A 22,069-nucleotide genomic window follows, 5' to 3' on the forward strand; every position below is an offset into this window, starting at 1 on the left:
TCAGCGGCATGGTCCCGCCCAGCGGCACAGTTCCGCCACCAGCGCGGCCTGGCTGTGCTTGACGGTTTTCTCGAAGACATGCTTGAGGTGATTACGCGCGGTGCCTTCGCCCATGGCGAGCAGGCGGGCGCAGTCGCGCAGTTCATGCCCATCGGCGAGCATGCCGGCCAGGGCCGCTTCGCGTGGTGTCAGGCCGAAGGCCACGGCGAGCGCCTCGCGCGGGATGGGCAGGAAATGTTCAGGTGCCGTGATGAAGACCGCTATCCGTGGCGGTGGGCCGGCCAGGGGCGACAACCGCAGCAGCAGGGGCGTCGCGCGCCGTGCGCGGCGGGTCAGCCCCAGGTAGCGTACCGTGGAGGATTGGTCATCGCGGGGCTCCCCCGTGGCGGCCATCAGGGCCAGGGCATGGCGCAGGCGATGGGTGTCGGCGGCGGTGGCCGCGATCAGCCCCGCCGGGCCAACGGCCAGGCCATCCTGCCGGGACAGCAGCTCGCGCGCCGCGCGGTTGGCATAGCAGGGCCGCGCCTGGGCGTCGGTGAGGATCACGCCGGGCAGGCACTGGTCGAGCAACTGGCGCAACAGTGTTGCGCGCAAGCCGACGCGCCGCGTGGCGGGCTTGCGGGTTTCCCCTGCGGGCGGGCGTCGCGACGGTGGCATGGCGGCCTCCCGCAACCGGCCTAGTGCTTTCGCGCTGTCCAGTATGGGACAGGCATGCAAGCCGCCGGTGGCGTATGCAGGAGCACCCATCCTACTCCACTGCCCTTGAGGCGCGATGCCATGGCCATCGACGAACAGCGGCTCCAGGCTTTCCTGGGCAAGGCGGTTGGCGACCTGGGCGCGGCGATCAGCGCCACGCTCGTCCAGGTCGGCGACGAGCTGGGCCTGTACAAGGCGCTCGCGGGCCAGCGGCTGACGCCGGCGCAACTGGCCGAGCGCACCGGCACGCACGAGCGCTATGTGCGCGAGTGGCTGGGCAACCAGGCGGCGGGTGGCTACGTCGAGTACGACGAGGCCAGCGGCACCTACGGCCTCAGCGAGGAGCAGGCGCTATGCCTGGCCGATCCCCATGGGCCGGTGGACCTGCCGGGCGCCTATGCCATCGTCGAGGCGATCTTCCACGCCAAGGAGCGCACGCTGGCGCATTTCCGCAACGGCGAGGGCATGGAGTGGGGCGAGCATCATCCCTGCCTGTTCCGCGGCACCGAGCGCTTCTTCCGCGCCGGCTACCACGCCCACCTGCTCGATGCCTGGCTGCCGGCCCTGGACGGCGTGGTGGACAAGCTCCGGCGCGGCGGCCGGGCGGCGGACGTGGGCTGCGGGCATGGTGCCAGCACCTTGCTGATGGCCCAGGCATTTCCCGCCGCCGAGTTCGTCGGCTACGACTACCATGCCCCGTCCATCGACGTGGCGCGCGAGCGCGCCAAGGCCGCGGGTGTGGCGAACGCTTCGTTCGAGGTGGCGGACGCGACCGGCTATCCGGGACGGGATTTCGACCTGATCGCCTTCTTCGATTGCCTGCATGACATGGGCGACCCGGTCGGCGTGGCCCGCCACGCGCGCGAGGCGCTCAAGCCGGACGGCAGCTGCATGGTGGTGGAGCCATTCGCGGGCGACCGGTTGCAGGACAACCTCAATCCCGTGGGGCGCGTGTATTTCGGTGCCTCCACGCAGATCTGCGTGCCGGTGTCGCTGGCGCGCCACGGCCCCGCGCTGGGCGCGCAGGCGGGCGAGGCCAGGCTGCGCGAGGTGATGATGGAGGGCGGCGGCTTCCATCGATTCCGCCGTGCGGCCGAGACGCCGTTCAATCTCGTGCTGGAGGCGCGACCCTGACCGCGTCTACGGCAACGCCAAGGGCCCGGGGCATCCCTCGCCGTCATTCCGGCGCGGGCCGAAATGACGGCGAGGATGGCCGGGCGCGATGGGAAACGGCCGGCGCGTTTACTTCAACAGCGAACGCAGCATCCAAGCGGTCTTCTCGTGCTCCTTCAGTCGGCCCGTCACCATGTCGGCGGTGCCCTCGTCGCCGGCCGCGTCGGCCGCCTTGATCACCTCGCGCGCGGTGTGCGCGGCGATCTCGTGGCCCTCGACCAACTGGCTCACCATCTCCTTCCAGTCGGGTACGCCGGATTCTTCCTTGATGGTGGTGAGCTTGCCGAACTGGCTGTAAGAGCCAGGCGCGAACACGTCCAGGGTGCGGATGCGCTCGGCCACTTCGTCGGCGGCCAGCCACAACTCGTTGTACTGCGTCTCGAACATCGTGTGCAGGCTGTTGAAGTGCGGGCCGGTGATGTTCCAGTGGAAGCTGTGGGTCTTCAGGTACAGCGAGTAGGTGTCGGCCAGCAGCTTGGAGAGGTGCTGGCCGATCTGTTCCCGGTCCTTCTTGGCGATGCCGATGGAAATGCCCATGAGTTGCTCCTGTGGAAATGGTGGGTGGAACCTGGGGTCCAGCTTAGTGAGCCGGGGCACGATGAGGAAATGAATCGTGCCGATGCCGGCGATAGCTCCGGGCTATGGCCGGCAGGCATGGCATCCAGTTGCGGGCGCCGTGGCGGTCTATCGAGCCGCGCGCGACAACCTGCCGCGGCCACCGGTTATCATAGGCAGTCCGATGAATCCGCCTTCCGTGTCCCCTACCGCCCCCGATGCGCGGCTGCGTCCGCTGCGCCAGGCGCTCGATGAGGTCTCCAGCCGCGACTACGGGCGCCTGCTCGGACGCTGGCGCGAACTGTCGCGCCGTTTCGACGAGAAGAAGCTGACCGCGCTGGCCGCCGACGTCGAGGCCTCGCGCGCCCGGCGCCAGGTCCGTGCCGGGGCCAAGCCGGCGATCCGGCTGGACGAATCGCTGCCGATCACCGCGCGCGCCGACGAGATCGTCGAGCTGATCCGCAAGCACCAGGTGGTGGTGATCGCAGGCGAGACCGGTTCGGGCAAGACCACCCAGCTGCCCAAGCTGTGCCTGGCCGCCGGCCGCGGCGAGGCGGGCATGATCGGCTGTACCCAGCCGCGCCGCCTGGCTGCGCGTTCGGTGGCGCGCCGCGTGGCGGAGGAACTGGGCACGGCGCTGGGCGACCAGGTGGGCTTCCAGGTGCGCTTCAACGACCAGGTGTCCGAGCGCACCCTGGTCAAGTTCATGACCGACGGCATCCTGCTGGCCGAGACGCAGGGCGATCCCTGGCTTTCCGCCTACGACACCCTGATTATCGACGAGGCGCACGAGCGCAGCCTCAACATCGATTTCCTGCTCGGCTATCTCAAGCGGCTGGCGGCGAAGCGGCCCTCGCTGAAGATCATCGTCACCTCGGCCACCATCGACACCGCGCGCTTCGCCGAGCACTTCGACGGCGCGCCGATCGTGTCGGTGGAGGGCCGCACCTATCCGGTGGAAGTGCGCTGGCGTTCGGTGGACGAGGTCGCGGCGCGGCGCGGACAGAAGACGGGCGACCTGCAGCAGGGCAGTGCCGAGCACGTCGCGGCGGTGCTGGACGAGATCACCCACGACGACCCGCGCGGCGACGTGCTGGTGTTCCTGCCGGGCGAGCGCGAGATCCGCGACGCGCACCTGCTGCTGTCGCGCCGCCAGTACCGCGAGACGGAAGTGCTGCCGCTGTACGCGCGGCTGTCCGCCGGCGACCAGGACCGCGTGTTCAAGCCCGGGCCGAAGCGCCGCGTGGTGTTGGCCACCAACGTGGCCGAGACCTCGCTGACCGTGCCGCGCATCCGCTACGTCATCGACACCGGCCAGGCCCGCGTCAAGCGCTACAGCCAGCGCAGCCAGCTCGAACGCCTGCACGTGGAGCCGATCTCCCGCGCCGCCGCCGACCAGCGCAAGGGCCGCTGCGGCCGCGTGGGGCCGGGCGTGTGCTACCGCCTCTACGACGAGGTCGACTACGACGGCCGCGCCGCCTACACCGACCCGGAACTGCTGCGTTCCTCGCTGGCCAACGTGATCCTGCGCATGCTCGCGTTGCAGCTGGGCGAGGTGGACGAGTTCCCGTTCCTGGAGGCGCCCGATCCGCGCGTGGTGGCCGACGGCTACCGGCGGCTGGCCGAGATCTCCGCGATCGACGATGCCAGGCGGCTGACGCCGATTGGCCGCATCGTGGCCAAGCTGCCCATCGACGTGCAGCTGGCGCGCATGCTGGTGGAGGCGGAGAAGCTGCATAGCCTGCGTGACCTGCTCGCCATCGTGTCCTTCCTCAGCATCCAGGACCCGCGCGAACGCCCCGCCGACGCACGCCAACAGGCGGATGCGGCGCATGCGGCGTTCGCCGATCCCAAGTCCGATTTCGTGGGTGTGCTCAACCTGTGGCGCGAATACGGCAAGGCGCATGAGGACCTGACGCAATCGAAGCTGCGCGACTGGTGCAACCGCCACTTCCTCAGCTTCCTGCGCATGCGCGAGTGGCGCGAACTGCACCGGCAGTTGCTGCTGGTGGTGCAGGAGTTGGGGTGGAAGAGCGGTGAAGCGGACGCCACTGCCCAGGCCGCACGAATGACTCCACCTCCGGCTCGCAGGGGGAAGTCGGGAGCGGGCAAGCTCTTGCCGGAACGTTCGGGGCAAGAGTCCGCCCCTGCCCAGCCCTCCCCGGCAGGCAGGGGACGGAGCCATGTCGCGCATGGCCAGGCCGATGGCGAGGCCGACCGCCTCTACGAAGCCCTCCACCGCAGCCTGCTTGCCGGCCTGCCCACCCAGGTCGGCCACAAGGACGAGAAAGGCGTCTACCGCAGCACGCGCGAGCGCCGCTTCCAGGTATTCCCCGGCTCGGCGCTGGCCAAGGCGCCGCCGAACTGGATCTTCGCCGCGCAGATCCTCGACGTGGGCGGGCGCGTGTGGGGCATGATGTGCGCGCGCATCGAGCCGCTGTGGATCGAGCAGCAGGCGGCGCACCTGCTGCGCTCGGCGTGGCGCGACCCGCACTGGTCGCGCAAGCGTGGCCACGTGGTGGCCTACGAGCAGGTGAGCCTGTTCGGGCTCACCCTGGTGGAGCGTCGCCCGGGCACCTTCCAGCAGCAGGACCCGGCGCTGGCGCACGAGATCTTCCTGCGCGAGGCGCTGGCGCGTGGCGACATCGACGCGCGCGCCGACTTCGTTCGCGCCAACCAGCGCGTGCTGGAGGACGCCCGCGGCATCGAGGCCAAGCAGCGCCGCGAGGGCCTGCTGCGTTCCGAGGACGAACTGGCGGGCTTCTTCGAAGGCAAGCTGCCACCGGATATCGCCGACAGTCGCGCGCTCGATGCGTGGTACCGCAAGGCGCGTCCCGCCGAGCAGGCCGCGCTGCGCTGGTCGCTGGACGACGTGATGAGCGGCGGGGCCGGGCTCGATCCCAGGGCATTCCCGGCCTCGTTGGATCTGCCGTCGCAGGCGCAGGCGCAGGAGCGGCCGCAGAAATACCGCCTCGAATACCGTTTCGTGCCGGGCGACGACGCCGACGGCGTGACCTTGCACCTGCCGCTGGCGATGTTGAACGCCTTGCCCGCGGCGCGCTGCGAATGGCTGGTGCCCGGCTTGCTGGCGGAAAAAGTCGCCGAGCTGATCCGCGGCCTGCCCAAGGCGTTGCGCCGCAACTTCGTGCCCGCGCCCGACTTCGCCCGCGCCTTCGTGGAGGCCGAGGCGCCGCGCGACGAGCCGCTGGCCCGCGCGCTGGCCGCCTTCCTCAAGCGCGCCACCGGCGTGGAGGTGGGCGCCGCCGAGTTCGAGGCGGTGGAATTGCCGGCGCACTTCCGCATGCGCTACCGCCTGCATGACGAGAACGGCAAGACGCTAGCCACCGGCCGCGATCTCGCCGCGATCCGCGCGCAATGGGAAGGCCAGGCGCGCGAGGCGTTCTCGCGCAAGACCGATATCGAGTTGACGCGCGAGGACATCGCCAGCTGGGATTTCGAGGAAATCCCCGCCCAGGTGCGCTCGGCCGGTGGCTTGCTGGCTTATCCGGCGCTGGTGGACCTGGGCGACGCCGTGGCCCTGCGCGTGTTCGAGCGCAGCGACGAGGCGCGCGAGGCGCATGTGCTGGGCGTGGTGCGCCTGCTGCGCAACGCCCTGGCCAGCGACATGAAGCAGGCGCGGCGGCGCTTGCCGATCGGCAATCCATTGGCGCTGAAGTATGCCCCGCTCGGCGGCGTGGACGGCCTGCGCGAGGACCTGGTGGAAGGCGGCTTCGCCGACCTGCTGCAGCGCCATGCATTGGACGTGCGCACCGCCGGCGCGTTCGAAGCCCTGCGCACGCAGGCCGCGCGCGAACTGTTCGGCGCGGCGGTGGAGCGCCTGAAGCTGGCCGAGCCGATCATCGAGGCGCAGGCCGAGCTCAAGCCCTGGCTGCAGCCGCCGCTGATGGGCTTCGCGCGCGCCAGCTACGACGACCTGCGCGAGCAGTTCGAGGCGCTGCTGGTGCCGGGTTTCCTGCGCGAACTGCCCACCGCGCGGCTCGCGCACTATCCGCGCTACCTGAAGGCGATGCGCCTGCGCGCGGAGCGCCTGCGCCAGGACCCGGCCAAGGACCAGCAGCGCATGCTGCAGGTGCTGCCGTTCTGGCGCGACTACCTCAAGCACCGCGCCGCCGGCACGCCAGGCCTGGACGAACTGCGCTGGTTGATCGAGGAATGGCGCGTCTCGCTGTTCGCGCAGGAGCTGAAGACCGCCGAGCCGGTATCGGCCAAGCGCCTCACCCGCGCCCTCGAAAGTCTCCCCTAGAGAGCAGCATGTGGGAGCGCACCCTGTGCGCGACGGGGCGAAGCGAGGGATTAGGGGAGTAGCGAGGGCGCCTGCCCGCAAGTTTGTCGATACATGCAATCTGGCTCCAGGTCGTCGGACTTGGCGCCCTCACTATCCATCCCCCATCCCTAACCTCTCGCTTCGCCCCAGTCGCGCACAGGGTGCGCTCCCACAAGGGCGCTTTGGCTATTTGACGCGCACCACCGCCGTGGTATCGCCGCAGCCGTCCACTGCCGCCATCCAGTTGCCCATCAGCGAGCGGCGGATGGTCACCTGCGGGTTGGTGCTGGTGGCGCAGGCGATGCGGGTTTCGTCGGCCTGCTTCCATACCTGGCCATTGTCCAGCGCGAACTCGCCGTGGCCGTTGAAGCCGGCGAACGTGCCCTGCACACGGGCCTTCACCGGGCCTGCCTTCTCGCTGGCGGGATAGAACACCGGCTTGCCGCTCTGGTCCACCAGCTTGGTGACCACCTTGCCATGGCCGCTCAGCCAGGCATCCAGGTTCTTCAGTTCCGAGGGCGAGAGCTTGTCGAGGCCGGCCGCCTTGAACTCCTCCGGCGTCATGCGCTGTTGCAGCGGCACATACGGATCGGCGGCCGTGGCGGCCAGCGGGATGGCAAGGGCGACACTCATCAGCAACGGCAACAGGCGGACCTGACGCATGGGGCTATCCTCTCGGGAAGGGTAAGGAGACGTCGCTGGCGCAGCATACACGGCATGAACCCACGGTTCATGCGGGCGCGGGGCGCGCGGCGCGCCTGCACTAGAATGGCGGCATGGTCCAAGCTGCCCTCCCCACCAGTCCGGGTCTCGCCGAATGGCGCGAGCGCGCCGGCAGCGTCCCGCCCGTGCTGGGCGAGGCGCTGGCCGCCTGCGCGGCGCTGCCGGTGAAGCAGGCCGAGTGCGTGGACGTGCTGGACCTGCTCGCCATGCTGGGCTGCGATGCGCAGACTCAGGCCGCGGCGCTGTGGTTCGAGACGGCGCAGGCCGACCCGGCCTGGTGGGCCGAGCGCGAGCCGCGCCTGCCGGCCGAGCTGCAGCGCCTGGTCGGCGGCCAGCTGGCGGCCGAGCGGGTGTGGGCGCTGCATGCCCAGCACGGCGCCGACCACGGCGCCGAGGGGCTGCGCCGCCTACTGCTGGCCATCATCCGCGACCTGCGCGTGGTGTTCGTCCTGCTGGCGCGGCAGCTGGCGCGCATGCGCGCGGCCAGCGCGCTGCCCGACGGCGAGCGCCAGGCGCTGGCGCGCCTGACCCGGGACATCCATGCGCCGCTGGCCAACCGGCTGGGCATCTGGCAGCTCAAGTGGGAGCTGGAGGACCTGAGCTTCCGCTACCTGCAGCCGGACACCTATAAGCGCATCGCAAAGCTGCTTGACGAGCGCCGGGTCGATCGCGAGGACTTCATCCGCGAATCGCTCGCCGCGCTGCAGGGGGCGCTGGATGCGGCCGGCATCCGCGCCGAGCTGGCGGGGCGGCCCAAGCACATCTATTCGATCTGGAAGAAGATGCAGCGCAAGTCGCTGGAATTTTCCGATCTCTACGACATCCGCGCCGTGCGCGTGCTGGTCGACAGCGTGGCCGACTGCTACGCCGCGCTCGGCGTGGTGCACACGCTGTGGCCGCACCTGCCGGGCGAGTTCGACGACTACATCGCGCGCCCCAAGGGCAACGACTACCGCTCGCTGCACACGGCGGTGATCGGTCCGCGCGGCAAGACGCTGGAAGTGCAGATCCGCACCCACGAGATGCATCGCATCAACGAGCTCGGCGTGGCCGCGCACTGGCGCTACAAGGAGGGTGGGGCGGGCGACAGCGAGTTCGAGGCGAAGATCGCCTGGATGCGCCGCCTGCTCGAACCGCGCACCGAGAGCGAGGGCGACCTGGCCGCCGAGCTGCAGACCGAGCTGCTGGAAGATCGCGTCTACGTGCTCACCCCCAAGGGCGAGGTGGTGGACCTGCCGCACGGCGCCACCGTGCTCGACTTCGCCTACCACGTGCATACCGAAGTGGGCCACCGCTGCCGTGGCGCCAAGGTCAACGGGCGCATCGTGCCGCTGACCTTCCAGCCCGCCAGCGGCGACCGCGTGGAGGTGCTCACCGCCAAGGTGGCCGAGCCCAGCCGCGACTGGCTCTCGCCGCACCACGGCTATTTGCATACCGCGCGCGCCAGGGAGAAGGTGCGTGCCTGGTTCCGCCGCATCGCGCACGACGCCAACCTGGCCGCCGGCCGCGCCATCTTCGAGAAGGAGATCAGGCGCCTGGCCCTGCCGGCGGCGGACCTCGGCAAGCTGCCCGCGCACTTCCACCTCAAGACCCACGACGAGCTGCTGGTCGCGCTGGCGCTGGGCGAAGTGGCGCCCGGCCAGGTCGCCCGCGTGCTGCAGGAAGCGGCGGCGCCCGCGCCGGCGGTGACCCAGTCGGCCGCGCCGGCACCGCCCCGCCAGGCGCCGCGCGACCACAGCGCGCTGAGCATCGAGGGCGTGGGCAACCTGCTCACCACCCTGGCGCGCTGCTGCCAGCCGCTGCCGGGCGATCCGGTGCGCGGCTTCGTCACCAAGGGGCGTGGCGTGTCGGTGCACCGCGCTGACTGCGCCAGTCTGGCCCGGCTGGCCCGGCGCGATCCCGACCGCGTGATCGAGGTGGAGTGGGGCAAGGCCGCCGCGCAGGCCTACGAGGTTGACATCGAGCTGCACGGCTACGACCGCAAGGGCCTGCAGAAGGACGTCACCAGCCTCATCAGCAATGCCAGCGCCCATATCATCGCCTCATCCAGCCGCGTGTTCTCGCGCACCGGCGAGGTGGAGATGCGCTTCACCCTGCGCGTGCGCGACTTCGAGCAGCTCTCCGGCCTGCTCGGGCGGCTGGCGGCCCTGCCCAACGTGGTCGACGCGCGCCGCGTCGGCACGGGCTAGGAGCCTGTTCGAAGCCGCCCCGTGGCCCCGGGCCGGCGGCCATCGGCCGCGATGCTAAGCTGCTACCGATTCCTCCTCCTTGCCGCGCGAACCCATGAACGGACGCAAAGACCAGCACGACCACGGGTCACAGGGCCGTACCGAGCCCACCCTGGGCAACCTCGACAGCCTGGACGCGCCCGCGCCGGCCGGCCAGGACGACGGCCTGCCCCGGTTCACGCTGGATCCGGAGCAGCGCCGCGCCGCGCCCCCACGGGCCGCGCGGCCTCGCGCACGCAAGCGCGGCTGGCTGGTGCCGCTGGCGCTGCTGGTGGTGATCGGCGTGGGCACCGCCTTGTGGGTCGAGCAGGACAAGCTGCGCGGACTGGTGCCCAGCACCGAGCTGGATGGCGTGCTCGGCCGCGCCGAAACCGCCCTGCGGGAAGGCCGCCTGGACGGCAATGACGGCACCAGCGCGCGCGAGCTGTTCGAGGCGGCGCGCGCCCTGGCGCCGGACAACGACCGCGCCCGCGACGGCCTGCGCCAGGTCGGGCAGGCGGAGATCGCCCGCGCCGACGCCGCGTTGCAGGTCGGCAAGCTGGACGATGCCGACCAGGCGCTGGCCACCGCCCGCGAACTGCTCGGCGGTGGCAGCGACGTCGATCGCCTGGCCCAGGCGCTGGCCAATGCCCGCAACGGCTCGGTGCAGACCGAGCGCCTGGTCGAGCAGGCGCAGCAGGCGCTCGACGCCGGCAAGCTCGATGGCGACGACGGCGCCGGCGCGCTGTACCGCAAGGTGCTGGCGGCCGACCCGAACAACGCCGTCGCCTCGCACGGGCTGGACAAGGTGGGCGACGCGCTGGCCGGCCAGGCGCACAAGGCGCTGGATGCCGGCGACCACGCCGCCGCGTCGGCCCTGGTCGACCGGCTGGCCGCGCTGCTGCCCAACTACGGCGAACTGCCGGCGCTGCGCGCCGCGCTGGTGCAGGCCAGCCAGCAGGACAACAGCGCGCTGGCCGACGCCATCAAGCAGGGCCAGGACGCGCTGCGCGCCGGCCGCATCGACGGCGAGGGCGATGACACCGCGCTCGCCCGTTTCAAGGCGGCCCTGGCCATCGACCCGGACAACGCCGACGCCAAGGCGGGGCTCGGCCAGGTGGCGCAGGCGCTGGTCGTGCAGGCCAACGCGGCGCTGGATGGCGGCGATACCGCGCATGCGCGCCAGCTGCTGGACCAGGCCGCCGCGCTGGCGCCCCATTCGGCCGAGCTGGCCGCGGCCCGCGCCCGCATCGGCGATGCGCGCAAGAATGCCGCCGTCCAGGCGGCCGACGACATCGGCCCGGAAAACAGCGACGCCCTGCAGCATCCGCCGCTGACCCCGCAGCAGAGCGCCGCGCTGGCGCGCACCATCCAGCGGGCCGACGCCGCCGCGCGGCAGGGCAACCTGATGCTGCCGCCCGGCGACAGCGCCTACGACCTGTACCGCCAGGCGCTGGCCATGGACGGCAACAACGAAGCCGCCCGCCATGGCCTGGAAACCCTGCCCAACCTGGCCATCAGCCAGTTCAACCAGGCGCTCGCCAGCGGCAACCTCGCCACGGCGGGCAATCGCCTGGCCGATCTCGCCGACCTGTCGCCGGGGGATACCGGCCAGGCCCAGCTGCGCCAGCGCCTGGCCGCCGCCTGGATGGACCAGGCTGAGCAGCAGCTGCAGGGCGGCGACCGCGCCGGCGCGGCCCAGTCGCTGGACAGCGCGCGCAAGCTGGCCCCGGGCAATCCACGCCTGGCCGCGCTGACGGCACGCCTGCAGTCTGGCGGCTGAGGCCGGTCCGCATGTCCATCGTGGTGTTCGGGGCCAGCAGCCAGATCGGCCATTTCCTGTTGCCGCGCCTGCACGCGCGCGGCGAGAGCGTATGCGCGCTCAGCCGGCGCGGGCGCGCGGATACGCCCGGCGTACGCTGGGTGCGCGGCGAACTGCCGGACCGCATGCCCGACCTGGGCCGGCCGCTGGCGGTGATCAGCTTCGGCCCGCTGCTGGCCTTCGCCCGGTGGCTGGACGCCATCCCGCTGTCGCCCGGCACCCGGGTGATCGCCACCAGCTCGATGAGCGCCGAATCCAAGCAGGCCTCGGCCGTGCCCGCCGAACGCGCGCTGTCGCAATCCCTGCGGGACGGGGAAGCGGCTCTGGCCGCCGCCTGCGAGCGCCAGGGCGCGTTGTGGACGGTGTTCCGCCCCACCCTGATCTATGGGGCCGGCCTGGACAAGAGCCTCACCCCGATCGCCCGCCGCGCGATGCGGTTGCGCATCTTTCCGCTGCCGGCGGGGCGCGGCCTGCGGCAGCCGGTGCACGCCGACGATATCGCCGTGGCGGTGGTGGCCGCGCTGGACCATCCCGAAGCGGCCGGCCGCGTGCTGCCGCTGGGCGGCGGCGAGCGGATCACCGCCGGCGAGATGTTCGCCCGCGTGCGCCGCAGCCTGCCGGTGTCCACGCTGCCGGTACCGATTCCCGCGACGGTGCTGCGACTGAGTCGCCGCCTGGTGCCGCGCCTGCAGGGCCCACTGACCCGGCTGGAAGCCGACCTGGTCGCCGACAACACCGAACTGGAACGGCTGCTGGGCATCGCCCCCCGGCCATTCCACCCCGACGCCGCCTGCTGGACACCCGCATCCCTGTAGACGCTGTTGTAGGAGCGCACCCAGTGCGCGACCGCCGCGCCGGGCAATAGGCCGGTCGCGCACTGCGCTCCTACAATGAGTGAGGTGAGTGCGAGGCCCTCTGGCCGCCTGCTGGTGGCCTCCTCCCCGCCACAAACCGCGGCCCGTGTTCAGATGCCCGCCGGTCGGCAGGCCCTATGATCGCCCTGCCTTCCTGTTCAGGATTCTTCCTCCTTGGCCTTCTTGACCCGTTTCCGTTCGTTCGCCGGTGCCGTCTGGCCCTGGGTGCGCATCCCGTTCTGGGTCTGCATGGGTCTGCTGTTCGGCTTCGTGCTGCCCTACACGCTGGTGCTCGACAAGCGCGTGCAGGAGCGCTTCAACGACCTGGTGTTCGCGGTGCCCACCCGCGTCTACGCGCGGCCGCTGCCGCTTTCACCCGGCGAGCCGATGACCCCGGCCGCGCTGGAGCTGGAGCTGACCTTCGCCGGCTACGGCAACGACGGCCACGGCCAGGTGGCCGGCACCTGGGCCAAGGACAATGGCGCCTACGTGATCGCCTCGCGCGGCTACGCCGGTCCGGACGGCGGCGAGCTGCCCAAGCGCATCCGCGTGGCGCTGGGCAAGGGGCAGGTGGCCAGCGTCAAGGACCTGGGCAGCGGCAAGCCGCTGGAACTGGCCCACCTCGATCCCGCGCGGATCGCCACCGTGTACGGCGCGCAGCAGGAGGAGCGGCGCATCGTGCGCCTGGGCGACGTGCCCCCGCTGCTGATCGCCGGCCTGCAGGCGGTAGAGGACCGCGACTTCAAGCACCACTTCGGCATCGACCTGACCGCCATCGCGCGCGCCTCGTTCGCCAACCTGCGCGCGGGCCACACGGTGCAGGGCGGCTCCACCTTGACCCAGCAGCTGGTGCGCAACCTGTTCCTCGACCGCGAGCAGAACTTCACGCGCAAGTTCAACGAAGCGCTGATGTCGATCCTGATCGAGGCCCACTACGACAAGAGCCGCATCCTGGAGGCCTACGTCAACGAGGTGTTCCTCGGCCAGCAGGGCAGCCAGGCCGTGCACGGCTTCGCCGCCGCGTCGGAGTTCTACTTCGGCCGCCGCATGGAGGACCTCAAGCCGCAGGAGATGGCGCTGCTGATCGGCATGGTGAAGGGGCCGAGCTACTACGACCCGCGCCGCTACCCGGACCGCGCGCTGTCGCGGCGCAACCTGGTGCTGGACCAGTTCGCCGAGACCGGCCTGATCGGCCCCGACCAGGCGGCGGCCTACAAGGCCTCGCCGCTGGGCATCGCCGGCAACGGACAGTTGCCGCACAACCGCTTCCCGGCCTTCATGCAGCTGGTGCGCGCGCAGATCACCAGCGACTTCGACGACGAAACGCTGTCCAAGGGCAACCTCGGCATCTTCACCACGCTCGATCCCGCCGCCCAGCTGTACGCCGAGCAGGCCATCACCGCCACCGCGGGCAGCCTCGGCAAGCGCGGCCAGGCGGCCCAGGCCGCGGCGGTGGTGACCGAGGCGCAGACCGGCGCCGTGCTCGCCATCGTGGGCAGCAAGGAGCCAGGCGACCAGGGCTTCAACCGCGCGCTCGATGCGCGGCGCCCGATCGGCTCGCTGGTCAAGCCGCTGGTGTACCTGGTGGCGCTGGCCAATCCCGAGCGATGGAACCTGGGCAGTCCGGTGGAGGATTCGCCGATCAGCCTGCGCCAGCCCGACGGCAGCTACTGGACGCCCAAGAACGACGAGGGCGACGTGCACGGCTCGGTGCCGATGATCGATGGCCTGGTGCATTCGTGGAACCTGGCCACCATCAACCTCGGCATGAACGTGGGCGTGGCGCGCATCAAGGCGTTCCTCGAATCGTTCGGTCTCACCGACGTCAACCCGAGTCCGTCGTTGCTGATCGGCGCGGAGGATCTCTCGCCGCTGCAGGCCACCCAGCTCTACCAGTACATCGCCGCCGACGGCCACGCCCTGCCGCTGGTGGCGGTGCGCGGCGTGGTCGACGGCAACGGCCAGACCATCAAGCGCTACGAGGTCAAGACCGGCCCGGGCGAATACCAGAGCGCGGTGCGGCTGGTAACCTGGGCCATGCAACAGGTGGCGCGCTCGGGCACGGCGGCCTCGATCGGCAGCTCGGGCCTGGCCTACCTCAACGCGGCGGGCAAGACCGGCACCAGCAACGACATGCGCGACAGCTGGTTCGCCGGCTTTACCGGCGACCATCTCGCGGTGTTCTGGATGGGCCGCGACGACAACAAGCCCAGCGGCCTGTATGGCGCCACCGGCAGCCTGCGCGCCTGGCAGGAACTGTTCCGCAAGCTGCCCACGCGGCCACTGTCGGCAGCGCCGGGGCAGGGGCTGGAAATGGCCTGGGTCAATCCCGCCGACGGCAAGCGTTCGGAGGAAGGCTGCGAGGGAGCGCGCCAGCTGCCGGTCGTCGCCGGTACACTTGCACAGGATGCCGAAGGCTGTTTCTGGCAACGCGTCGGCAATTTCTTCAGCGGCGGTGATGCGTCCCCCGCGCCAGTCCCCACGGTTCCAGCACGAGATTGATCCATGTTGCGTCGTAGCCTCCGTCTTTCCGCTCTTCCCGCCACTTTCGCCGCCGTCTTGCTGGCCGCATGCAGCCAGCCCAGCGCGCCTTCGGCGCAGGCCACCCGTCCCACGCTGTCCGATGACCAGATGCTGGCCGCGATCCATGCCGCGGGTGCCAAGGAGAAGTCCGCCATCGACGTGAACCCGCTGCGCGACCCCGGCGTGGCCGCGCTGCAGGACGCCGCCGACGGCGACGTGCGCACCGGCAAGTACCAGGACGCGGCCAGCAAGCTCGACCAGGCCTTGAAGATCAGCCCCGATTCGCCGGACCTGTTGCAGGACCGTGCCGAGCTGGCCATCCACCTGAAGGACTACGTCCACGCCGAGCAACTCGCGCGCCGCTCGTGGGAACTGGGCCCGAAGCTGGGGCCGCTGTGCGCGCGCAACTGGCAGACCATCGCCGAACTGCGCCAGCACGCGGGCGACGATGCCGGCGCAGCCAACGCCGACAAATCGGTGGCGCAGTGCCACTTCGAGGGGCTGCAGCGCTACTGAGCCCGGCCACCGGCCCTGCCGGTCGTAGGAGCGCACCCAGTGCGCGACAAGGCGCGGAGCGTGAGGCGCGGCGGTCGCGCACTGGGTGCGCTCCTACAGACGCCTCCGCCTGCTGGCTTCAGGTGCCCACCAGCAAAACAGTGCTACCGAGCCCGGCCACCAGTCTGCTGTTGTGGGAGCGCACCCTGTGCGCGACACGGCGCGGAGCGCCGAGCGGTATGGGCATCCTCGCCCGATGGTCTTAGCTATCCGCCAACAGCTGCACCAGCGCGTTGCGGCGGCGGGCGTTGAGCTTGCGCATGGCGGCCACCACGGCCCGTTCCTGCGGCGAGAGCGTCTTGTAGGCGCCGCCGGGCTCGCGCACCTGCCCGCTGGATGGCAGCCGGCCCAGCAGCAGCCAGTCCAGGCTGCATTCCAGCTCCTCGGCCAGCTCCAGCAGGCGGCCGACCTCCGGCACGGTGCGGCCGTGCAGCCATTGGCGGGTAGCCTCGGGCGATATGCCGAAGCGCGTGGCGAGGGCGCGGCTGCGTGCCCGGCCCTCGGGAATGTCCGCCGCGTCGCATGCTTGCTGTAGGCGGTCAGCGAATCCCGCGTAAGGGCTGGTTGGTTTTGTCGTAGGCAAGTCAAACCTTGCTTTGCCGGGCCCCATTGCCAAGCCATTCTTGGGATTTTGGTGGCCATGAAAACCAAGTTTGACTTGGAACATGGCTTTTGTTTGTTTCTCCTGGACGGCGTCGAACGCGACGTCGCGGCGCCTTGCGCGCCGGCCAGCCCACCGTGCGGCAAGCCTGCCGCCGGCCGCCATGTCCACCATCAGGGGAGCAGACCCACCCATGACCCATGCCATTCCGCAGTGCCATGCCCGCCGTTCCGCCCGCGCCTTCGCCTCGCTGGGCCTATGCATCGCCGCAGGCCTGTCGCCCGCCGTGGCGATGGCCGGTCCGCAGGAATCCCGCGAGGAGGCCGAATCGCAGGAGGGCGACGCCCGCCAGCGCGACGCCAAGCGGATGGAAACCGTCACCGTCACCGGCTCGCTGATCCCGCAGGTGGAGGTGGAGACCGCCGCGCCGCTGATCACCATTACCGCCGACACCTTGAAGGCGCGCGGCTTCGCCTCCGTGGCCGACGCGCTCAAGCAGTCCTCGTTCGCCAGCGGCAGCGTGCAGGGCTCGCAGACCTCCGCCTCGTTCACCCAGGGCGCCGAGACGCTGAGCCTGTTCGGCATGCCGCCGGGCTTCACCAAGTACCTGATCGATGGCCGCCCGATGGGCAACTTCCCGGCGCTCTACAACGGACGCGACGTGTTCAACAATCTCTCGGGCATCCCGATGCAACTGGTGGACCGCATCGAGATCCTGCCCGGCGCGCAATCCTCGCTGTACGGCTCGGACGCGATCGCGGGCGTGGTCAACATCATCCTCAAGAAGAAGGTGGAAGCGCCCAGCGTCGACGTGCGCTACGGCTTCTACCAGGCCGGCGGCGGCGCCAGCCGGCGGCTGAGCTACAGCGACGGCTTCAACCGTGGCCGCTTCAACCTGATGGGCGGCGTGCAGTACGAGAAGATCGATCCGATCTGGGGCTACGACCGGCCGCTCACCTCGACCCGCTACCAGCACGGCACCAGCCCGGCGCGCGCCAGCGGCGACTACATGCTGGCCAGCGGCACCACCGGCCGCTACATCAACGTGGACCGCGTGGACGACAGCGCCTGCAGCCGCGTCGCCGGCCAGTACGCCGGCACCACCATGCTGGCATCGCATCCGACCAACGGCACCTATTGCGGCTCGCTCGATTCGCCGGGCTACCGCACCCTCTCCAACGGCAAGGAGAGTGCGCAGGCCTATACGCACGCCACCTACGACGCCAGCGACAACGTGCGGTTCTACGGCGACCTGCTCTACAACTACGACGAGACGCGCTTCGCCAGCGGCTCGGGCTATACCTGGTGGGGTACCAGCAGCAAATGGGGGTATTACTACGACCCCAATCTGCAGGACTACGTGCAGATGCAGCGCATCTTCGCGCCCGAGGACATGGGCGGCTATCGCTCGATCATGAATAAGTACACCGAGAACGCCTACATGCTGGCCCTGGGCGCGCAGGGCCGGCTGGGCGCGACCGAGTGGGACTACGACCTGGGCTTCACCCATTCCGACGACCAGCTCACCCAGCGCGGCTTCGCGCGCTGGGCCGATGCCATCAACGACTACTTCGAGCAACATGTGCTCGGCCCCGACCTTGGCCCGGACCCGCGCGGGCGCGGCTATTCCACCTACGCGCCGGACTACGCGGCGTTCTACGAGCCGATGTCGGTGGAGGATTTTCGCAGCTTCACTGGCTTCACCCGCAGCCATAGCAAGACCTGGGATAACCTGCTGCGCGGCCAGCTCACCAATGCCTCGCTGTTCGCGTTGCCCGGCGGCGATGCCGGCCTTGCCGCAGTGGTGGAAGGCGGCAACCAGGGCTGGGACTACACGCCTGATGCGCGCCTGATGAATGGTGGCGTGTGGGGCACCACCGCCGTGCAGGGCGCGGGCCATCGCTCGCGCTATGCCGGCACGCTGGAACTGCGTGCGCCAGTGCTCAAGCAGGTCACCGTCGATCTCTCCGGCCGCTATGACGACTACAAGGTGAACGGCAAGCAGATCGACAAGGCGACCTGGAACCTGGGCCTGGAATACCGCCCGTTCGACACCCTGCTGCTGCGCGGCAAGCTGGGCACGGCGTTCAAGGCACCCAGCCTGTCGGATCAGTTCCAGGGCCTGAGCGGCGCCTACAGCCGCGTGGTCGACTACTACAACTGCGCCGTGCTGGGCTATCGCGGCGCCAACATCGACAGCTGCCCGGCGCGCTACGGCAACGTGCAGTACTTCAGCCAGCAGGAGGGCAACCCGGCGCTCAAGCCGATCCGCGCCAAGGCATGGAGCTACGGCGTGGTGTGGTCGCCGCTGGCGCGCATGTCGGTGAGCCTGGACTACCTGCACTGGAACGTGCGCGGCGAGGTGCAGACGCAGAGCGCCGACTCCCTGTCCAACGACGAGATGCTGTGCCGGCTGGGCGAGCGCGACATCCACTCGCCCTCGTGCGTGGCGGCGCTGTCGCAGATCACCCGCGGCGTGGGCGTGGCCGACGACGGCACCATTGGCGCCATCAGCCGCATCTACCGGCCCAAGGTCAACGTCGCCCGCCGCGTCACCAACGCACTGGTGGCCGATGCACGCTACGGCGTCGGCCTGGGCGCCTGGGGCGACCTGTCGCTCAACGCCTCCTACAGCAACATGCTCAAGCACCGCTACCAGCCCTACACCGGCGATCCGATGATCGACCTGCTGCGCGATCCCACCTGGAGCACGGAGTTCAAGACCCGCACCAATGCCTCGGCCACCTGGAGCGCCGGCCGCTGGGCCAGCACGCTGTACGTCAACCGCTACGGCAAGTCGCCCAACTACCTGGCCCAGAACAACGGCTACGACTATCCGGGCGCCGGCACGCTGGCGCCGTGGATCCGCTACAACGCGAGCGTGTCCTTCCAACCGGTGCCGAGCCTGCAGCTCGCGCTGCAGGTCAACAACCTGTTCAACACGATGCCGCCGAAGGACGGCAGCTATCCCGGCACGTCCGGCGCTCCGTACAACTCGTCCAACTACGACGTGTACGGCCGCGCCTACTACCTGCAGGCCACCTATCGTTTCGGCGAACGCAAGTCCTGACCGCTTGGAGGGCGACCCTGTGCCCAACAGGGACCGCCGGCGGTGAAGCGGACTCCCCGCCGCGCTTCCCGTCCGGCGAGCGTGATCGTTGACCGGATCCGCATGGGCGGTGCGCGCCAGGAACATCTGGCGCGCATCCGGTTGCGGTCCTCACCCCCGGCGACGTTCCTCCATCAGGCCCACCAGGTTGCCATCCGGATCGCGCAGGAAGGCCAGCCACAGTGTGTGGTCGGACAATTCGGCGGTGGCCTGCGGCTCGCGCTCGCCCACGGCGCCGCGATTGAGCAGGGCGGCGAAGCGTTCCTGGATCTCGGCCACCTTGAAGTACAGGATGGAGTTGTCACCCACCGCGCCCGCGCCCTGCGGCGTGGAAAGCATCAGCCGCACGCCGCCGCAGTCGAGGAAGGCCAGGTTGGTCGCGGGGCGGAACAGGAACGGCAGTTCCAGAATGTCCCGGTAGAACGCCAGTGCGGCATCCACGTCGCTGACGGTGATGGCGATCTGGCCGATACCGGTGATGGGCGTGGGCATGGCAATGCTCCGTGGAGGGCCGCCCGCAGTCTAGGACATTCGCGGGGCGGGCTCCGGTCGGCGATACTTCGCCCATGATCGATCACGAGGATGCCGCCGCGCTGCTCGGCGCGGAAGGCCCGTTCGCCCGCGAGCTGCCCAATTTCGCCCCGCGCGCCGCCCAGCAGGCGATGGCGCGCGCGGTGCAGCATGCCATCGCCGAGCGCGAGACGCTGGTCGCCGAGGCCGGCACCGGTACCGGCAAGACCTTCGCCTACCTGGTGCCCGCGTTGCTGTCCGGCGAGCGGGTGATCGTCTCCACCGGCACCAAGGCGCTGCAGGACCAGCTGTATTTCCGCGACCTACCGCGCGTGCGCTCGGTGCTCGATGCGCGCCTCAAGATGGCGTTGCTCAAGGGCCGCGCCAACTACCTGTGCCTGTACCGGCTGGACCAGACGGTGCGCGAGGGCGCCAGCTTCGATCGCGCGCAGGCTTCGCAGCTGGCGGCGATCCGCGCATGGTCGGCGCGCACGCGCCGGGGTGATCGCATGGAGCTGGCCGAGGTGCCGGAAGAATCGCCGATGTGGCCGCGCGTCACCTCCACGCCGGAGAACTGCCTGGGCGTGGAGTGCCCGTTCTACGATGACTGCCACGTGGTCAAGGCCCGCCGCGAGGCGCAGGAGGCGGACTTGGTGGTGGTCAATCACCACCTGCTGTTCGCCGACCTGGCGCTCAAGCAGGAGGGCTTCGGCGAGATCCTGCCCGGCGCCAGCGCTTTCATCCTTGACGAGGCCCACCAGATTCCCGAGTTGGCCGGCCAGTTCTTCTCGCAGAGCATCAGCGCGCGCCAGCTCGCCGAGCTGGCGCAGGACAGCCTGGGCGAATGCAACGGCGTCACCGGCGCGATTGGCCTGGTGCTGGAGCCGGCCGAGGCGCTGCAGGACACCGTGCGCCGGCTGCGTCTGGCGATGGATACGCTGGCCGAGCGCGGGCCGTTCCACATGCTGGAAGCCAACACCGCCATCGCCGACGCCCTGCACGAGGTGCGCGAGGTGCTCGCCGCCTTTACCGACGTACTGGCCTCGCAGGCCGAGCGCTCGCGCGGCTTTGCCAACGCGCACGAGCGTGCGGCGCTGCTCAGCGAGCGGCTGGACCGCATCACCGAGCGCGAGAGCGAGCGTGATGTGCGCTGGTACGAACTGTTCCCGCGCGGCTTCGCCCTGCACGCCACGCCGCTCGATCTGGCCGCGCCGTTGCGCGCCATGCGCGAACAGACGCAGGCGGCGTGGATTCATACCTCGGCCACCTTGTCGGTGGCGGGCAGCTTCGATCACTTCGCGCGCCAGTTGGGGCTGGACGATCCGCAGACGCTGCATGTGGATAGCCCGTTCGACTACGCCACCCAGGCACTGTGCTATCTGCCGCCGGGCTTGCCCGACCCCGCCGCGCGCGACTACACCGACCGTGTGCTCGATGCCGTGCTGCCCGTGCTGCATGCCTCGCATGGCCGCGCCTTCCTGCTGTTCACCTCGCACCGGGCCTTGCGCCGCGCGGCCGATTTGCTGCGCGAACGCGTGCCGTGGCCGTTGTTCGTGCAGGGCACGGCGCCGCGCCATCGCCTGCTGGACGATTTCCGCGCCAGCGGCCACGGCGTGCTGCTGGGCGCGGCGAGTTTCTGGGAAGGCGTGGACGTGGCCGGCGAGGCGCTCAGCGTGGTGGTGATCGACAAGCTGCCGTTCGCCTCGCCGGACGATCCGGTGCTGCAGGCGCGGCTGGAAGCGCTGGAGCAATCGGGCATCAACCCCTTCATGGGCTGGCAGGTACCCAGCGCGGTGATCGCGCTGAAGCAGGGCGCGGGACGGCTGATCCGCGATGTGCATGACCGCGGCGTGCTGGTGCTGTGCGACCCGCGCCTCACCGGCAAGGGCTATGGCCGCCTGTTCCTGGCCAGCCTGCCGCCGATGCCGCGCACGCGCGAGCTGGCCGACGTGCGGTCATTCTTCGGTGATATGGTGCTGGCCCATCCGCCGGAATGAAGCTCCCCACCGCCGATGCGGCGGAACGGCGGCCAACGACGAAGGAGGGCAGGGCATGGCCAAGGTCATCGGACTGGGCGGTATCTTTTTCAAATCGCGTGATCCCAAGGCGCTGGGCGAGTGGTATGCCCAGCACCTGGGCTTGCCGGTGGACAAGTGGGGCGGGGCGCGCTTCGACGAGGACGCCGCGCGTCCCGGCTATACGCTGTGGTCGCCATTTGCCGCCGACACGAACCACTTCGCCCCGAGCACGCAGCCATACATGCTCAATTTCCGCGTGGACGACCTCGATGGCTTGCTGGCCACGCTGCGCGCCGCCGGCGTGAGCGTGGATGAACGCGTCGAGCAGGGCGAGTATGGGCGGTTCGGCTGGATCATGGATCCGGAAGGCACGCGCATCGAGCTGTGGCAGCCGCCGGGCTGAGTTGCTTTTCCAGCCGTTTTCCGCGCCTGGCAGCG

General features: G+C 70.2%; 15 protein-coding genes. 10 read left to right on the plus strand and 5 right to left on the minus strand.

The genetic code is table 11. The annotated features are described in order from the left end of the window. Nucleotides 1-657: a helix-turn-helix transcriptional regulator gene (locus MJ605_RS02030; protein WP_243039186.1), complete on the minus strand. Its 657-nt coding sequence runs from the start codon at nucleotides 655-657 to the stop codon at nucleotides 1-3. Nucleotides 658-777: 120 nt separating this feature from the next. On the opposite strand from MJ605_RS02030, the gene MJ605_RS02035 reads away from it, so the two are divergent. Further along, nucleotides 778-1,830, plus strand: coding sequence for a class I SAM-dependent methyltransferase (locus MJ605_RS02035; protein WP_243039187.1), 1,053 nt, complete (start codon nucleotides 778-780; stop codon nucleotides 1,828-1,830). A 108-nt stretch (nucleotides 1,831-1,938) separates the two neighbouring features. Here MJ605_RS02035 and MJ605_RS02040 read toward each other — a convergent pair whose 3' ends face one another. Then, nucleotides 1,939-2,406 (minus strand): Dps family protein, encoded by a 468-nt coding sequence (locus tag MJ605_RS02040; RefSeq protein ID WP_243039188.1) that lies wholly within the window; start codon nucleotides 2,404-2,406, stop codon nucleotides 1,939-1,941. 202 nt (nucleotides 2,407-2,608) lie between these two features. On the opposite strand from MJ605_RS02040, the gene hrpA reads away from it, so the two are divergent. Then, nucleotides 2,609-6,688, plus strand: coding sequence for an ATP-dependent RNA helicase HrpA (hrpA, locus tag MJ605_RS02045; protein WP_243039189.1), 4,080 nt, complete (start codon nucleotides 2,609-2,611; stop codon nucleotides 6,686-6,688). 207 nt (nucleotides 6,689-6,895) lie between these two features. On the opposite strand, the gene MJ605_RS02050 is transcribed toward hrpA, so the two are convergent. Next, nucleotides 6,896-7,372: a hypothetical protein gene (locus MJ605_RS02050; RefSeq protein ID WP_243039190.1), complete on the minus strand. Its 477-nt coding sequence runs from the start codon at nucleotides 7,370-7,372 to the stop codon at nucleotides 6,896-6,898. A gap of 113 nt (nucleotides 7,373-7,485) precedes the next feature. Here MJ605_RS02050 and MJ605_RS02055 point away from each other — a divergent pair, with 113 nt between their 5' ends. The 5 genes from MJ605_RS02055 (at nucleotide 7,486) to MJ605_RS02075 (ending at nucleotide 15,354) form a co-directional block, all read left to right on the plus strand. Next, nucleotides 7,486-9,621, plus strand: coding sequence for a RelA/SpoT family protein (locus tag MJ605_RS02055; protein WP_243039191.1), 2,136 nt, complete (start codon nucleotides 7,486-7,488; stop codon nucleotides 9,619-9,621). Nucleotides 9,622-9,715: 94 nt separating this feature from the next. Further along, the gene (locus MJ605_RS02060; RefSeq protein WP_243039192.1) at nucleotides 9,716-11,422 is read left to right on the plus strand and encodes a hypothetical protein; all 1,707 of its coding nucleotides are present in this window, start codon (nucleotides 9,716-9,718) and stop codon (nucleotides 11,420-11,422) included. An 11-nt stretch (nucleotides 11,423-11,433) separates the two neighbouring features. Next, complete coding sequence (locus MJ605_RS02065) at nucleotides 11,434-12,276, plus strand: SDR family oxidoreductase (RefSeq protein ID WP_243039193.1); 843 nt, start codon at nucleotides 11,434-11,436, stop codon at nucleotides 12,274-12,276. 213 nt (nucleotides 12,277-12,489) lie between these two features. Further along, nucleotides 12,490-14,817: a penicillin-binding protein 1B gene (mrcB, locus tag MJ605_RS02070; RefSeq protein WP_243039194.1), complete on the plus strand. Its 2,328-nt coding sequence runs from the start codon at nucleotides 12,490-12,492 to the stop codon at nucleotides 14,815-14,817. Nucleotides 14,818-14,820: 3 nt separating this feature from the next. After that, the gene (locus MJ605_RS02075; protein ID WP_243039195.1) at nucleotides 14,821-15,354 is read left to right on the plus strand and encodes a tetratricopeptide repeat protein; all 534 of its coding nucleotides are present in this window, start codon (nucleotides 14,821-14,823) and stop codon (nucleotides 15,352-15,354) included. A gap of 241 nt (nucleotides 15,355-15,595) precedes the next feature. Here the strand turns inward: MJ605_RS02075 and MJ605_RS02080 are convergent, their stop codons facing one another. Continuing rightward, nucleotides 15,596-15,976 (minus strand): helix-turn-helix domain-containing protein, encoded by a 381-nt coding sequence (locus MJ605_RS02080; RefSeq protein ID WP_243039196.1) that lies wholly within the window; start codon nucleotides 15,974-15,976, stop codon nucleotides 15,596-15,598. A 211-nt stretch (nucleotides 15,977-16,187) separates the two neighbouring features. Here MJ605_RS02080 and MJ605_RS02085 point away from each other — a divergent pair, with 211 nt between their 5' ends. Continuing rightward, nucleotides 16,188-19,064, plus strand: a complete 2,877-nt coding sequence (locus tag MJ605_RS02085; protein WP_243039197.1) for a TonB-dependent receptor domain-containing protein — start codon at nucleotides 16,188-16,190, stop codon at nucleotides 19,062-19,064. 150 nt (nucleotides 19,065-19,214) lie between these two features. On the opposite strand, the gene MJ605_RS02090 is transcribed toward MJ605_RS02085, so the two are convergent. Beyond that, nucleotides 19,215-19,595 carry a VOC family protein gene (locus MJ605_RS02090; RefSeq protein WP_243039198.1) on the minus strand — a complete coding sequence of 127 codons (381 nt, stop codon included), beginning with the start codon at nucleotides 19,593-19,595 and terminating at the stop codon, nucleotides 19,215-19,217. A 74-nt stretch (nucleotides 19,596-19,669) separates the two neighbouring features. On the opposite strand from MJ605_RS02090, the gene yoaA reads away from it, so the two are divergent. Both yoaA and MJ605_RS02100 read left to right on the plus strand, forming a co-directional pair. Then, nucleotides 19,670-21,610: a DNA repair helicase YoaA gene (yoaA, locus tag MJ605_RS02095; protein WP_243039199.1), complete on the plus strand. Its 1,941-nt coding sequence runs from the start codon at nucleotides 19,670-19,672 to the stop codon at nucleotides 21,608-21,610. A gap of 55 nt (nucleotides 21,611-21,665) precedes the next feature. Beyond that, nucleotides 21,666-22,034: a VOC family protein gene (locus tag MJ605_RS02100; RefSeq protein ID WP_243039200.1), complete on the plus strand. Its 369-nt coding sequence runs from the start codon at nucleotides 21,666-21,668 to the stop codon at nucleotides 22,032-22,034. Nucleotides 22,035-22,069: the final 35 nt, after the last annotated feature.

The organism is Dyella sedimenti (assembly GCF_022760995.1).
Classification (GTDB): domain Bacteria; phylum Pseudomonadota; class Gammaproteobacteria; order Xanthomonadales; family Rhodanobacteraceae; genus Dyella; species Dyella sedimenti.

What these genes read in the sequence shown, in the direction of transcription:
- MJ605_RS02100 (WP_243039200.1), top strand. Translation starts at nt 21,666, where the DNA reads ATGGCCAAGGTCATCGGACTGGGCGGTATCTTTTTCAAATCGCGTGAT.
- MJ605_RS02040 (WP_243039188.1), bottom strand. Translation starts at nt 2,406, where the DNA reads ATGGGCATTTCCATCGGCATCGCCAAGAAGGACCGGGAACAGATCGGC.
- yoaA (WP_243039199.1), top strand. Translation starts at nt 19,670, where the DNA reads ATGATCGATCACGAGGATGCCGCCGCGCTGCTCGGCGCGGAAGGCCCG.
- MJ605_RS02085 (WP_243039197.1), top strand. Translation starts at nt 16,188, where the DNA reads ATGACCCATGCCATTCCGCAGTGCCATGCCCGCCGTTCCGCCCGCGCC.
- MJ605_RS02035 (WP_243039187.1), top strand. Translation starts at nt 778, where the DNA reads ATGGCCATCGACGAACAGCGGCTCCAGGCTTTCCTGGGCAAGGCGGTT.
- MJ605_RS02060 (WP_243039192.1), top strand. Translation starts at nt 9,716, where the DNA reads ATGAACGGACGCAAAGACCAGCACGACCACGGGTCACAGGGCCGTACC.
- MJ605_RS02090 (WP_243039198.1), bottom strand. Translation starts at nt 19,595, where the DNA reads ATGCCCACGCCCATCACCGGTATCGGCCAGATCGCCATCACCGTCAGC.
- MJ605_RS02055 (WP_243039191.1), top strand. Translation starts at nt 7,486, where the DNA reads ATGGTCCAAGCTGCCCTCCCCACCAGTCCGGGTCTCGCCGAATGGCGC.
- MJ605_RS02030 (WP_243039186.1), bottom strand. Translation starts at nt 657, where the DNA reads ATGCCACCGTCGCGACGCCCGCCCGCAGGGGAAACCCGCAAGCCCGCC.
- MJ605_RS02050 (WP_243039190.1), bottom strand. Translation starts at nt 7,372, where the DNA reads ATGCGTCAGGTCCGCCTGTTGCCGTTGCTGATGAGTGTCGCCCTTGCC.
- MJ605_RS02065 (WP_243039193.1), top strand. Translation starts at nt 11,434, where the DNA reads ATGTCCATCGTGGTGTTCGGGGCCAGCAGCCAGATCGGCCATTTCCTG.
- hrpA (WP_243039189.1), top strand. Translation starts at nt 2,609, where the DNA reads ATGAATCCGCCTTCCGTGTCCCCTACCGCCCCCGATGCGCGGCTGCGT.
- MJ605_RS02075 (WP_243039195.1), top strand. Translation starts at nt 14,821, where the DNA reads ATGTTGCGTCGTAGCCTCCGTCTTTCCGCTCTTCCCGCCACTTTCGCC.